The sequence below is a fragment of the Streptomyces rubellus genome (assembly GCF_036323805.1).
Classification (GTDB): domain Bacteria; phylum Actinomycetota; class Actinomycetes; order Streptomycetales; family Streptomycetaceae; genus Streptomyces.
Genome location: NZ_JAZDCX010000014.1, coordinates 63,497 through 76,255 on the forward strand (window position 1 = coordinate 63,497; position 12,759 = coordinate 76,255).

The window sequence follows — 12,759 nt, forward strand, 5'->3', positions numbered from 1 at the left end:
GTGGCCGTCAGCCCGCATCTGGACGACGCGGTCTTCTCCGCCGGGGGGACCCTGCTCCTGCTGGCCCGGGCCGGCTGGGCGGTGCGGACGGTCACCTGCTTCACCGCGTCGGTCGCCGACCCGTGCCCCTTCGCGCTGTCCACCCAGCTCGACAAGGGACTGCCCGCCGGGGCCGACTACATGGCGCTGCGCCGTGCCGAGGACCGTGCCGCACAGCGGATGCTGGGCGCGCTGCCCCCGGAGCACCTGCCGCTGGCCGAGGCCCCGCACCGCGGCTACGACAGCCCGCGGCGGCTGTTCACCGCACCCCGCGCCGACGACCGGGTCGCGGCCGAACTGCCGCGGCTGCTGCGCCCCCACCTGGCGGCGGCCGACCTCGTCCTCGCCCCGCAGGGGATCGGGGGACATGTCGACCACCTGGTCACGGCCCGGGCCGTCGCCGCCGTCGCGCCGCCCGCGCGCACGGCGTGGTGGCGCGACCTCCCCTACGCCGTTCACGCCGTTCACGCCGATCGTGCCGCCCGTGAGCCGGGCGCGGGGGCCCTCCCGCCGCCCGCGGGCACGGCCGAGGTGACGGTCTGCGTCGCCGCGGCGCTCACGGGCAAGACCGCGGCGGCCCGGTGCTACACCACCCAGCTGGGCTTCCAGTTCGGCGGCGCGGAACACGTCGGCACGGTCCTGACGGCCGCGGCCCGCGGTGAGGCGCGCCGCACGGGCGCGTCCTGCACCCACGGCGAGGCGCTGAGCGCCGGGCACCGGGCGCGGCGGCTGCTGGCGGACGCCGTACGGGGCCACGCGGCGGCCCGGGCCGCGGGGGAGTGGTCGCCTTCCGGGCCGTGAACGGAGCGGCGGGCCCGCCGTCTCGGCCGGCCACCGCGCCGGGACGTGCCCGGCGGCATCCGCCCGGTCGGCGCCGGTCGAACCGTGTCCCCGGACAGCCGGTCCGTGCCCCGCGGGCCCGCGGGCGGATGCGACGGGATCCACCGGACCGCCGCGCGGCCCGGGGGCGCGCGGGGCAGGGGCCCGCGCCGGGGCGGGGCACCCCCGGGCGTGAGCCCCGGGGCTCCCGCGAGAACGGGGCGGCCCGGGCCGGAGCGCTCAGACCGGGAGGGACCCCGGTCGCACGGGGTGCCCGGAACCCGCGGGCCCGGGGGCCTCCGGCCGGGCGAGCACGGCCTGCCCCGCGAGGGTGAACGCCGCGGCGCGGGGCAGGCCGTCCAGCTTTCCGGCCAGGACGCCCAGTCCGGCGGCCAGGGAGTGGGCGGGCACCCCGCGGGCGGCCAGGATCCGGGCGGTCCAGTCCAGGAAGCTCTCGAACAGGCCGGGATCGTCGACGTACAGGGCGGCGGCCAGGAAGTCGAGGACGTGCGACAGATCCTCGGCGGTGCGCTCCCGCTGCTGCTCGGTGTAGTCGCGCATGCCCGGGAAGCGCTCGGGCAGCTCCCGGAGGATCTCGGCGACCAGCTGTGAACGGGCCCTGCCGACCCGGGCGTGCTCGTGGTCCGGGGGAACCGGCCGCTCCCGGTCCGCCGGATCGGCGACCCGCGGGGAGGGCAGGCCCGCGGCGAGGCGCTCGGCGGCGGAGCGGGCGTCGGGAGCCCAGACGTCGGCGCCCAGCGTCCGGGCCCACCGGCCGTCCGGTCCGAAGCCCGCGCCGCCCGCCAGCACGGGGACACCGGCGGCCTGGCAGGCGGTGACGGTGGCGTGGGCCACGGGCAGCCGCACCGGCAGGGAGCAGGACAGGGCCACCGCGTCCGGCCCGGTCGAGTGCAGGTGCGCCACCAGATGCCGGACGGGCACATGGGCGCCGAGGAAGTCCACCTGCCAACCGCGCAGCCGCAGCACCTCGGCCACCAGCCGGGCGGGCAGCGCGTGCCACTCGCCGTCGGTGCAGGTCACCACGGCGTGGCCGAGCCGGGGCACGGCGGTCCGGGCCGCCGGGAGGGCGGCGACCGCGGCGACGGCCCGGCCGCTGATGGCGGTGGCCGCGTGCTCCTGGGCGACCGTGAGCAGGTTGTCCGCCCACCGGGCGCCGACGCGCCGCTGGGCCGCCGCGACGACGTCCAGCAGGACGTCCTCCGGCGGCACACCCCCCTCCACCGCTCCCGCGGCCAGCTCGACGGCGGCGTGCTCGTCGGCGTTCTCCAGCGCGGTCCAGAACTTCTCGGCCAGTGCCCCGAGCTCGGCGGCGGGGACGGTGGGGGGCGTCACGAGAGGTACCTCTCCGGGTCGGGTGTCCCCATCGTGCGCAGTGGCGCGCGGTGGGGCGAGGTGATGGCGACCATGGCTATGTCGTCGCGGTAGTCGTGCTCCTGGCCCGCCAGCCACTCGGACGTGAGCATCAGCACCCGCTCGATGACGGCCTCGGCGGGCATGCCCGTGCAGGAGGCCAGCGCGTCGGCGAGCCGCTCCTCACCGAACAGCTCGTCACCGCGGGGGCCGCCCCTGGCCTCGGTGACGCCGTCGGAGTACAGCAGACAGGTCTCGCCCGGCCGGAGCACGGTGGTGTACGTCGTCGCCGACACCTTCGGGAGCACACCTACCAGTGTGCCGTGGGTGGCCGCCGGCTCCACCCGGCCGCCGTCCCGCACGATCAGGGGAGGCGGATGCCCGGCCGAGGTCAGCCGCACCGTGACGCCCTCCCCGGGGCCCGCCGCGGTGCCCTCCGCCGGGTCCTCACCGGTGTGCCCGCCCGCCTCGACCGAGGCGAGGACCAGGGTGGCGAACCGGTTCCCGGCGTGGCCCAGCAGGACGCTGTTGAGCAGGTCCAGCAGCCGCCCGTGGTCGGCCTCGACCAGCCGCAGCGCCGCGAGGGTGTGCCGGATCCGGCCCGTCAGGACCGCCGCCTCCGGCCCCTTGCCGGTCACGTCGCCGAGCACGAGGCCGGTCTCCCGGCCGGGCCCGGTGGCCGGGCGGACGTCGTAGAAGTCCCCGCCGACGCGCTGGGCGGTCTGCGCCGGACGGTAGGCGCCCGCCAGCTGGGCGTACTCCAGCCGGGGCAGGACGGGCGGCAGCAGCTCCCGCTGGAGCACTCCCACGGTGGTGACCTGCTCCTCGTACAGCGCGGCGGCCGAGAGCGCGGCACCGGCGCGGGCGGCGAAGAGCCGGGCGAAGGTGTCCTCCTCCTCGTCGAAGTCCCGTGGGGCGCGCCGCAGCAGCACCAGTGCCCCGGCGGGTGTCCCGCTGCCCGGCAGGGGCATGACCAGTACCGCGCCCGGACGGCCGAACCCGGCGGGCGGCAGCCACTCGGGGAGCCGGCCGGGATCGACCCGGCGGGCCGGGCCGGACGGGAAGTCCGCCAGCGCCTCTGCCAGCCCCGGAAGCTCGTCCGGGCCGGCGGTCAGCAGCTCCTCCTCGGCAGGACGGCCGACGGCCACCCGGATCAGCGGCAGCCGGTGGCGCCGGGGCGGGAGGACCACGACGGCGGCGTCGGCGAGTTCGCCGGCCGCCAGTTCGGCGGTCGCCACCGCGCACCGGCGCGGGTTCAGCGAGGACTGCAGCCGGGTGGAGGTCCGGACCAGGAAGGCGGTGTGCTCCTCCGCGGAGCGCAGCGACCGCCGCGCGGTCTCCCGGCGGGTGACGTCGGACAGCCACCAGGCGGTGTGCCCGTCCGGCAGCGGGGTGGCGCGGGCGGTGAAGGACCTGTCGTCCACCCGGCCCCGGGCCGCCACCGACCGGCCGGGGCTCCGGCGGGCGTCCGCGTCGGCCAGCCAGCCGGGCACCGCGCCGGCCAGCGGCGCGCCGGCGGCGAGGGCGGGGAACAGGGTCCGGGCCGCCGCGTTCACCAGCGACACCTCGCGCCGCGTGTCCACCGCGAACACCGGGACGGGCGCCGACTCGACCATGGCCCGGTAGGTGTCGGCGCGGGCGGCCGTCCGGTCGTGCGCATCAGGTGGGGGAGAGTGATCGGTCACTGGGATACAGGGGTGGACGTGTCTCGCGCCTCACCCGGCCACCCCTCCGGCTTCAGGTGCCACTGGACAGCTGTTCTGTGCAACGGTCCCTCGGAGGGGGCGGCGGGCGCAAGTCCGATGTGTCTGCAGCTGTGTCTGCCGCCGTCTCAACCGGCGCGCGGGGCACCGGTGTCGCGGTCGGAGCCGGGCCACACGTACGGCAGGTCGTCCGGGGTGCCGGGGAAGAGCGGGACGTAGTGCTCCGGGTCCTTGCGGACCAGGGCGGACCGGTGGCTGAGGTGGAAGGCGGGGTCTCCGAGCCAGGGCGGCAGCTCACCGGCCCGCGCCAGCTCCTCCTGGGGGCGGGGGGCCCGGACCCCGGTGGCGTGCCGCAGATCGGTCAGCATCGTGACCTCGCAGGTGTCGCCGCGCCCCGCCAGACGCCAGTGGCGGCAGATCTCCATGCCGTAGCGGACCAGGCCCTCCTCGTACCCGGCCCACATCCGGACGGCCGGATGCCGTGCCCAGCCGTAGCCGGGCCGGGTCAGGGCGCGCAGCACCTGGAGGGCCTCGACCCGCTGCTTTCCCAGCCGCCGCGCGTCGAGCACCCGGGCCGTCGCCGCGAAGTCGGGAAGCGGCAGGAACGTCTGCACGGGGTGTCCGTCCGATCGTCGTCCGGTCCGGTCGTCCGGTCCGTCCTGGTACGGATCGTGATCCTGCCAGCCCCGGCCGGTGCGCGCAGCCGGGGCCGGGCCGTACGGGTGCCGTACCGGTTCTCCACCGACCATTCGGTCGGTACGGTGGGGGCGGCCGCGGAGGCGGCCGGCGAAGGCGGCGGACGGCGACCTGGGAGGACGCGGGCATGACGGTGGCACCGGCGGTGGTGGGCGTGGTGGGCGGGGGCCGGATGGGCGCGGGCATCGCCCGGTCCTTCGCGGCGGCGGGCTCGTCCGTGACCGTGGTGGAGAGCGGCGCGGAGGCCGCCGCCGCGGCCCTGGACCGGATCGCCGGCGGTCTGCGCCGGGCCGAGGAGCGCGGCAGGTCCGCCGAGCCCGCCGAGCGGGTGCTGGGCCGCGTCACCGCCGCCGCCTCGATGGACGCCCTGCCGCCCGGCACGGACCTGGTCGTCGAGGCCGTCCCGGAGGATCCCGCCCTGAAGGTCCGGGTGCTCGCCGCCGCCGAACGGGCCGTGGGCGGCGGCGCGGTGCTGGCCACCAACACCAGCTCCCTGCCGGTCACCGAACTCGGCTCCGCCCTGACCCGCCCGGAGCGGTTCCTGGGCATGCACTTCTTCAACCCGGTGCCGGCCTCGGCGCTGGTGGAGCTGGTCGTCACCGGGCGGACCGCGCGGGAGACCGTGGACACGGCACTGGGGTGGGTCCGCGCCCTGGGCAAGCGGGAGGTCGTCGTGGGGGACTCGCCGGGCTTCGCCAGCAGCCGGCTGGGCGTGGCCCTGGGGCTGGAGGCGATCCGGATGGTGGAGGAGGGCGTCGCCGAGCCCGAGGCCATCGACACCGCCATGACCCTGGGCTACCGGCATCCGATGGGGCCGCTGCGGCTGACCGACCTGGTGGGCCTGGACGTGCGCCTGGCCATCGCCGAGCACCTCCACACCGCGCTGGGCGAGCGGTTCGCGCCCCCGCGGCTGCTGCGGGAGAAGGTCGCCCGGGGCGAGCTGGGCCGCAAGACGGGCCGCGGCTTCTACGTCTGGCGGGACTGAGCCCGGGGACCGGCGCGCCGCCGGGCGCGGCGGGCCCGGGTGCGGCGGCGCGTCACGCCGGAGGCGGGTCCAGGTGCTCCGCGAGCGGGCAGATGCGCAGCGCCTGTGCGATGACGCGCTCGCGCCGGTCCCCGGCCGACGGAAGGGAGACCTCGGCGGTGGCGGCGAAGGCGTAGTGCTGGGCCCCGCCGTCGCCGAGGCGGACCCGGGCGGTCACCTCGCTGCCGGCGGGGTCGACACCGGTCTCGGTGGCGGCGATCACCACGGCCTGGTGCAGACAGGTGGCCAGGGCCGCCGCGTACAGCTGCTCGGGGTCGTAGCCCTGGCCGGTACCGCCCAGCTCACGGGGGGCGCCGGCGGGAAGCCCGGCCCGCCCGGAGACGTCCACCCGGCCGGTGCCGTGCAGGGAACGGGCCTCGGCGCTGTACAGGTCCTGTGGCGGGTGGGCGGACTGCGTGGATCGCTCGGAAGGTGGCATGGGAAGAGCCCTACCCGCGGGCCCGCGCGGGAGGCGCCCCCAAACGGCTGACGCCGCCGGGGGCGCCGGACGCCGGCAGGTGTCAGTCGGCGTGCTCGGTGCGGGCCCGCACCTGCTCGGCCAGCCGCTCCAGGCTCTGGTCCAGGGCGCCGTTGACGGATTCCTCCGGAGGGGCGTGCTCCTCGTCGAAGAACGACAGGTGCACGGTCACCTCGCTCGCGCCGCTGCCGATGCCCGCCACCTGCAGCCAGCCCGCGTAGCTGCCCTGGTCCCTGGTGCCCCACTCGGCGCGCATCTGCTCGGGGCGGGTGCGGTACAGGGCCCGGACGTCGTGGCCGGTCCGGTCCTCGTGCACGGTCACCGCCGGCGGGTCCTCCACCCGGGCGTGGAGGTCCGTCGGGAGCCAGCGGTTCAGGGAGTCGGGGTCGGACACCTGGTTGAAGACCAGCTCGGGCATGACGGGCATGGTGCGGGTGCGCTCGTATTCGCTCACCGGATCTCACTCCCGGAGTAGAGACGTCAGCTGACCCGGGACGAGGTACCCCCGACGGGCCGGGGCATCCGTGCCGCCACCCGACCGCCCGCCGCGGGGTCCGGGCCCGGGCGGTGGCCGGTTCCGCTCACGGGCCGCCGGCCGCGTCCAGGATCCGTCCGGCCGCCGCTGCCGAGTCCACCAGCGGATGCAGCGCCAGGGCCCGCAGCGCCGCCCGGCGCGAGCCGGTGCGGGCCGCCTCGATCGTGGACCGTTCGACGGCCTTGAGGGTGAGCATCAGCCCGAGCTGGTCCGCGGCGACGGGGCCGGTCGCCAGCGGGCGGGCGCCGGCGGCGTCCACCAGGCACGGCACCTCGACCACCGCCTCCTCGTCCAGGCCCGGTACGGCGCCGCGGTTGGGGACGTCCAGGATCAGGGTGGTGCGCTCACCCCGGGCGATCGCCCGCATCAGGGCGAGCGCGACCCGGTCGTAGCCGCCGCCCGCCAGATCGCGGCTGTCGCGCTCCCAGCCGCCGGAGGCCGCGCGGTTCTCGGCCAGATAGGTCTCCTCGCGCTCCAGCCGGGTGCGCTCCCACTCCCGGTACGCCGCCGCCGGGTCATCGGGCCGGGCCCGCTCGTAGAACCGGGACTGCTGCGCCAGCAGGAACTCGCCGCGGGTGGCGGCGGCGGAGCGCACGGCGGCGACCGCCTCGCGGTTGAAGTAGTAGTGGTGCAGGTACTCGTTGGGCAGCGCGCCCAGTGCGCGCAGCCACTCGGCGCCGAAGAGCCGGCCCTCCTCGAAGGACTCCAGCGCGGCGGTGTCGGCCAGCAGCGCGGGCAGCAGGTCCCGGCCGTCCACCGTGATCCGGCGCAGCCAGCCCAGGTGGTTCAGGCCCACGTAGTCGTACCCGGCCCGGTCGGGGTCGGTGCCCAGGGCGCGTGCCGCGCGGCGGCACAGGCCGACCGGGGAGTCGCAGATCCCGATCACCCGGTCGGGCAGGCCGCGCTCCCGCAGGACCCGGCCCATCGCCTCGGTCACCATGCCCGCGGGGTTGGTGAAGTTGATCACCCATGCCCCGGGTGCGAGTGCGGCGATCCGCTCGGCGATCCGCACCGCCACCGGCAGGGTGCGCAGCCCGTACAGCACCCCGCCCGCGCCCACCGTCTCCTGGCCCAGCACGCCCTCGGCGAGCGGGATCCGCTCGTCGCGGACCCGGCCCGCCGGACCGCCGACCCGGATCGCGGAGAAGACGAAGTCGGCGCCGCGCAGCGCCTCGTCGAGGTCGGTGGTGGCCCGCACCGCGGGGGCCGGGCCGGTGTGCCGCCCGGCCTGGTGGGCGAGCACCGCGCCGATGGCGTCCAGCCGGGCGCGGTCGGTGTCGTACAGGACGAGCTCGGTGACCCGGCCGGCCGGGTCACCCGCGTCGTCGAGCAGTGCCCGGTGCACCAGCGGCACCCGGAATCCTCCGCCGCCCAGCACGGCGAGCCTCATGTCCGCACCCCCTGCGCCTTCCCCGGTACCGCCGCCGTCCGCCGGCCCGCGGGACGCGGCGGGCCGGGAAGGATGGTCGCACATGCCGCGGTCCCGGCGGACGGCCGCCGGGATCCGGCGCGCGGCTCCGGTTCGGTTCAGGCGTGGTCGACCAGCTCCCGGTGCCCCTGCATGCGGGCGCAGTGGGCGCAGCAGAAGAACCGTCCGTCGTTCGACTGCACACCGTGGCCCAGGATGCGGCACTCGCAGTTCTCGCAGATGGGGGCCATCCGCTGGGCCGCGCACTCCAGGCTGTCGAAGACGTGGACGGCACCCGCCGCGCGCACCTCGAACGCCATCTCGTAGTCGTTGCCGCACACCTCGCACACGCTCATGAATCGCTCCTTCCGCATGGGATCTCCGCCGGCTCCCCGCCGGGCCGGTCAGCCGCAAGGATGGACACGCGGAGCCGTGCGCGGACCGCGCGGCGCGGCGGCCGGGCCCCGACCGGCGCAGCGCGACCACCCGCCCGGTCGACCGGGGCCGCGACTGGCCGGAACCGGGCGGACCCCCGTCCCAAAACTCGCATCTGAGATGCGAGTTGATATCGTCGCGGCATGCGGCTGACGAAGTTCACCGATCTGGCGCTGCGTGTCGTGATGCGCCTGGCGGTGCTGGACGAGGCGGAGACGCCCACCTCCCAGGAGGTGGCCGACTCCGTGGCCGCGCCGTACACCCATGTGTCCAAGGTGGTGAGCCGGCTGCGGCACCTGGGCGTGCTGGAGGCCAGGCGGGGGAGGGGTGGCGGGCTGCGGCTCACGCCGCTCGGCCGTACCGCCTCGGTCGGCTGGCTGGTGCGCGGCCTGGAGGGCGCCGGTGACGTGGTGGGCTGCGAGGACACCGCCGCGCCGTGCCCGCTCCGGGGCGGGTGCCGGCTGCGCAGCGCGCTGCGCGAGGCGCAGGAGGCGTTCTACGCGGCGCTCGACCCGCTGACGGTGCGGGACCTGGTGGGCGACACCGCCCGGCCCGTGCTGGTCCGGCTGCTCACCGGTCCGCCCCCCGCCGCCTAGCGCTTCCCTCCCCGTTTCCCCCGGAGTCCGGATCCCCTCCGGACGGACCGCCGGCCCGTGCCGCATCCACCGCGGCGGCGCCGTCGCGGGCGGCCCCGTACCGCCGTTCCGGCCCGGGCAGTACGTCTCCGTGCGCGTGACCCTGCCGGACGGGGCGCGGCAGATCCGCCAGTACAGCCTCTCGTGCGCGCCCGACGGCGACGACCGCTGGATCTCCGTCAAGCGGCTCGCCGGCGACCCGGCCGGCGAGGTGTCCGACTGGCTGCACGAGAACGTGCGCGAGGGCGATGTGCTCACCGTCGGCGCGCCCTTCGGGGACGTGGTGCTGGACGACGGCGACGGACCCGTCCCGCTGGCCTCGGCGGGCATCGGCTGCACCCCGATGGTCAGCATGCTGTCGTATCTGGCCGCCACCGGCTCCACCCGCCCCGTGACCGTGGTGCACGGCGACCGGAGCGAGCGCGCCCACGCCTTCCGCGAGCAGACCGCGCTCCTGGTCGGCAAGCTGCCCGAGGCCGTCGCCCACGTCTGGTACGAACACCCCGAGGGCCCCTGGCCCGCCGAGCGCACCGGATACGTCGACCTGTCCGGCGTCGAGGTGCCCGAGCACGTCCGCGCCTACCTGTGCGGACCGCTGCCGTTCATGCGCTCGGTGCGGAGCCGGCTGCTGGCACGCGGGGTGCCGGCCGCCCGCATCCACTACGAGTCCTTCGGCCCCGATCCGGGCATCGGCGGCTGAGACCGCGCCGGGCGCGTGCCGTCCCGCCGCCGCTCACCGGGCGGCGGCGGAGGCCCGCAGGGTGGCCACCACCTCGTCGTCGTCCAGCTGCGCGAAGTCCTCGTACCACTGGCCGACCCCCTGGAAGGACGCCGGCCGGTCCAGGCACACCAGCCGGTCGACCTCCGGCTCCAGCGCGGCGGCGGCCTGCCGGGAGGAGACCGGTACGGCCAGCACCAGCCGGGCCGGGCCCCGGGCGCGGACGGCGCGCAGCGCGGCCCGCGCGGTGACCCCGGTGGCCAGCCCGTCGTCGACGAGCACCGCCGTCCGGTCCCGGACCTCCGGTGCCGGGCGGCCGCCCCGGTACCGCTCCTCCCGGCGGCGCACCTCCGCCCGCTCCCGCTCCACCCGGGAGGCCAGCCGGCCGGCCGTCAGACCGAGCAGGGCCAGTGAGCGTTCGTCGAACAGCGGCGGGCCCTCGCCCGCGACGGCGCCCACTCCCAGCTCCTCGTTGAACGGGGCGCCGATCTTGCGCGCGACCAGGACGTCCAGCGGCGCGTCCAGCGCCCGGGCGACCTCGTCGCCCACCGGCACACCGCCCCGGGGAAGGGCCAGGACCAGCGGGTTCTCCAGCTCGCCGGCGCGCTGGAGCTCGCACAGCGGCCCGGCGAGCCGCCGGCCCGCCCGCCTGCGGTCGTGGAAGCGCATGATCCGGCTCCTCTCCGTTCCTCTTTCCGCTCTTCCCGGGGTCTTCCCGGGTCCGCCCCGCCGCCGTCCCCGTGCGCCGCCCGGCCGTCGCGTGCCCGTGGCCTGCCCGTCGTCTTCGCCGCCGGTCACCGGTGGGCCGTCTCCCGGACCATCCGGACGAACCAGTCCCGAGCCGCGGCGGCGGCCCGGTCGAGGGTGCCGGGCTCCTCGAACAGATGGGTGGCCCCGGGCACCACGTGCACCGCGCACGGCGCGGACAGCCGTTCGGCCGCCCGCTCGTTCAGTCGCAGCACCTCGCGGTCCTCGCCCCCCACGATCAGCAGGACGGGTACGCCGACCCCGGGCAGGGCGTCCCCGGCCAGATCCGGCCGTCCGCCGCGGGAGACCACGGCCCGCACCGGCCGGGAACGCTCGGCGGCGGCCACCAGGGCGGCGGCGGCCCCCGTGCTGGCCCCGAACAGGCCGACCGGCAGCCCGGCGGTGGCCGGCCGGGTGCCGAGCCAGTCGACGGCCGCGGCCAGGCGCCGCCCCAGCAGCGGGATGTCGAAGCGGTGCTCGGCGGTGACCGTGTCGGTGCGCTCCTCGGCCTCGGTGAGCAGGTCGAGCAGCAGGGTGCCGAGTCCCGCGTCCCGCAGGACCCCGGCCACCGCGCGGTTGCGCGGGCTGTGCCGGGAACTGCCGCTGCCGTGGGCGAACACCACGACGCCGCGGGCTCCCTCGGGCAGGTCGAGGTCTCCGGTCAGAACGGCTCCCGCCCCGGTGTCGATCCGGACCGTCTCGGGGAGCATCGCCCACCTCCCGGGTTCCGGTGTCCGTGCCCCGCCGGGGTACCCGCGGGCGGGCGGAACATGCCGGGCGACATGCCGCGCGTCGTGGCCGGGGCGGCCGCCCGGGAGGCCGGCGGCCGACAAGCGATGGCATATGCATCTGGCATGCGTCGCCAGAGCTGTGGTGGGCAGGCGTTCCTCAGGGAGCGGACGGGCGCTCTGCCCGGCCGCCGTACTCCGGCCGGGCGCGCCGTCCGCCCGGAGGATGCCCGGAGGTTGAGAGCTTTGCCGGGCCGTGTCGTTCGGAGGGGGGTGCCCGATGAGCCGGCCGCTCCGGCGTACCGCCGCCCGCGGGGTTGTCGGGTGGTCGGTCCTGCTGCTGGCCGGAGCGTCGGCCTGCCTCGCCACCGTGCCGGCCGTGATCGTCCCGGACCCCCGGAGAGCGGACACGGAGCTCGCCCGGCTGCGCGCCGAGGTGGACCAGCTGCGCCGCGCGATGGCCACCCGTCCGCTCGTCGACCAGGCCCGGGGAGTGATCATGGCGATCGGCGGATGCACCCCGCAGGACTCCTGGGAGGTGCTGGTGGAGGTCTCCCAGCGAACCAACACCAAACTGCGCACGGTGGCGGCCCTGGTGGTGGCCGCCACCGCCGGTGAACCACTGCCCGAACCGGTCCGCGCCGCCCTGCGCACCGCGCTGCGGCGCCGGGAGCCGGGCCCGCCCTCCCGGCCGGGCCCGCCCTCCCGGCCGGGTGCGCACGGGGCGGCGGAGCGGTAGCGGCCGCGGACCGGCCGGGGTGTTCCTACGACTCGTCGGTCAGCGAGACGTCGTCGAGGCAGAAGGTGTGGGCCCGCGAGCTGCCGCCGATCTGGAAGACGAGCTGGGCCTCGGGGTCGTCGGCCTGTGCGGTGAAGGTGTGGCGGTAGGTCCGGGTGCGGGTGGAGACCGCGTCCTGGGAGCTGAACTGGGCCCCCAGGGGTCGACCGCCTCCTGCACATGGGTGGTGATGGTGTGCCGCGCCGTGGCGCTGACGGTGTAGGTCAGGGTGTACTCCTCCCCCTCGACGAGGGAGACGCCGTCCTGACCGACGATGGCATCCCGGACCTCCTCCGTGTCGGCGGGCACCTCGGCGCACAGCTGTCCGTCGACGACGGAGGCGGGGCTGTTCTCGGTGAACCACCAGGGTTCGTGGTTCCTGCCGGAGAAGTCGCCGTTGGTGATCAGCTCGGCCAGCGGCCCGGTGGGCGCGGCCGAGACGGCGGGGGCTGCCAGGAGCCCGCCCAGAAGTCCGGCGGCGGCGAGCGCTCCGAGGCCGAGGCGGGCACGGCGCCGGCCCGGCGGCACGGCGGAGCCGTGGGACGTGCGGTGGGGCATGGGTCGGTCCTTTCCGTCGAAACGATGGGTGGATCGAGGGAAGTGGGGGAGGAGGCGACCACGGCGATGACGTGCTCCCACAGGCAT

General features: G+C 76.9%; 14 protein-coding genes and 1 pseudogene. 5 read left to right on the top strand and 10 right to left on the bottom strand.

The window, feature by feature from the left end:
* On the top strand, window positions 1-840 hold the full coding sequence (locus tag V1L54_RS17735) for a PIG-L deacetylase family protein (RefSeq protein WP_330119009.1): 840 nt from the start codon (window positions 1-3) through the stop codon (window positions 838-840).
* A gap of 258 nt (window positions 841-1,098) precedes the next feature.
* Here V1L54_RS17735 and V1L54_RS17740 read toward each other — a convergent pair whose 3' ends face one another.
* From V1L54_RS17740 to V1L54_RS17750, 3 genes are all read right to left on the bottom strand, one after another.
* Window positions 1,099-2,211, bottom strand: a complete 1,113-nt coding sequence (locus V1L54_RS17740) for a cobalamin B12-binding domain-containing protein (protein WP_330119010.1) — start codon at window positions 2,209-2,211, stop codon at window positions 1,099-1,101.
* A complete protein-coding gene (locus V1L54_RS17745) occupies window positions 2,208-3,914 on the bottom strand; it encodes a SpoIIE family protein phosphatase (RefSeq protein WP_330119011.1) in 1,707 nt (568 codons plus the stop codon). The genes V1L54_RS17740 and V1L54_RS17745 overlap by 4 nt, the downstream gene beginning before the upstream one ends.
* A 146-nt stretch (window positions 3,915-4,060) precedes the next feature.
* Complete coding sequence (locus V1L54_RS17750) at window positions 4,061-4,546, bottom strand: MSMEG_6728 family protein (RefSeq protein ID WP_330119012.1); 486 nt, start codon at window positions 4,544-4,546, stop codon at window positions 4,061-4,063.
* A 209-nt stretch (window positions 4,547-4,755) separates the two neighbouring features.
* Here V1L54_RS17750 and V1L54_RS17755 point away from each other — a divergent pair, with 209 nt between their 5' ends.
* Window positions 4,756-5,613, top strand: a complete 858-nt coding sequence (locus V1L54_RS17755) for a 3-hydroxyacyl-CoA dehydrogenase family protein (RefSeq protein ID WP_330119013.1) — start codon at window positions 4,756-4,758, stop codon at window positions 5,611-5,613.
* Between the two features lie 52 nt (window positions 5,614-5,665).
* Here V1L54_RS17755 and V1L54_RS17760 read toward each other — a convergent pair whose 3' ends face one another.
* From V1L54_RS17760 to V1L54_RS17775, 4 genes are all read right to left on the bottom strand, one after another.
* Entirely contained in the window at window positions 5,666-6,091 is a 426-nt protein-coding gene (locus V1L54_RS17760; RefSeq protein ID WP_330119014.1) for an OsmC family protein, read from the bottom strand.
* Between the two features lie 82 nt (window positions 6,092-6,173).
* The gene (locus V1L54_RS17765) at window positions 6,174-6,584 is read right to left on the bottom strand and encodes an SRPBCC family protein (protein WP_330119015.1); all 411 of its coding nucleotides are present in this window, start codon (window positions 6,582-6,584) and stop codon (window positions 6,174-6,176) included.
* 127 nt (window positions 6,585-6,711) lie between these two features.
* Complete coding sequence (locus V1L54_RS17770; RefSeq protein ID WP_330119016.1) at window positions 6,712-8,055, bottom strand: 6-phospho-beta-glucosidase; 1,344 nt, start codon at window positions 8,053-8,055, stop codon at window positions 6,712-6,714.
* 137 nt (window positions 8,056-8,192) lie between these two features.
* A complete protein-coding gene (locus V1L54_RS17775) occupies window positions 8,193-8,429 on the bottom strand; it encodes a metallothionein (RefSeq protein ID WP_100203909.1) in 237 nt (78 codons plus the stop codon).
* Window positions 8,430-8,651: 222 nt separating this feature from the next.
* Here V1L54_RS17775 and V1L54_RS17780 point away from each other — a divergent pair, with 222 nt between their 5' ends.
* Both V1L54_RS17780 and V1L54_RS17785 read left to right on the top strand, forming a co-directional pair.
* Complete coding sequence (locus V1L54_RS17780; RefSeq protein ID WP_330119017.1) at window positions 8,652-9,104, top strand: RrF2 family transcriptional regulator; 453 nt, start codon at window positions 8,652-8,654, stop codon at window positions 9,102-9,104.
* 88 nt (window positions 9,105-9,192) lie between these two features.
* Window positions 9,193-9,843, top strand: a pseudogene (locus V1L54_RS17785) (hemin transporter); the annotation flags it as partial.
* A gap of 33 nt (window positions 9,844-9,876) precedes the next feature.
* Here V1L54_RS17785 and V1L54_RS17790 read toward each other — a convergent pair.
* Window positions 9,877-10,530, bottom strand: coding sequence for a phosphoribosyltransferase (locus V1L54_RS17790; RefSeq protein WP_330119018.1), 654 nt, complete (start codon window positions 10,528-10,530; stop codon window positions 9,877-9,879).
* Between the two features lie 125 nt (window positions 10,531-10,655).
* Window positions 10,656-11,318, bottom strand: coding sequence for a dienelactone hydrolase family protein (locus V1L54_RS17795; protein ID WP_330119019.1), 663 nt, complete (start codon window positions 11,316-11,318; stop codon window positions 10,656-10,658).
* 298 nt (window positions 11,319-11,616) lie between these two features.
* Here V1L54_RS17795 and V1L54_RS17800 point away from each other — a divergent pair, with 298 nt between their 5' ends.
* Entirely contained in the window at window positions 11,617-12,075 is a 459-nt protein-coding gene (locus V1L54_RS17800) for an ANTAR domain-containing protein (RefSeq protein ID WP_330119020.1), read from the top strand.
* Between the two features lie 39 nt (window positions 12,076-12,114).
* Here the strand turns inward: V1L54_RS17800 and V1L54_RS17805 are convergent, their stop codons facing one another.
* On the bottom strand, window positions 12,115-12,672 hold the full coding sequence (locus V1L54_RS17805; RefSeq protein ID WP_330119021.1) for a carbohydrate binding domain-containing protein: 558 nt from the start codon (window positions 12,670-12,672) through the stop codon (window positions 12,115-12,117).
* Window positions 12,673-12,759: the final 87 nt, after the last annotated feature.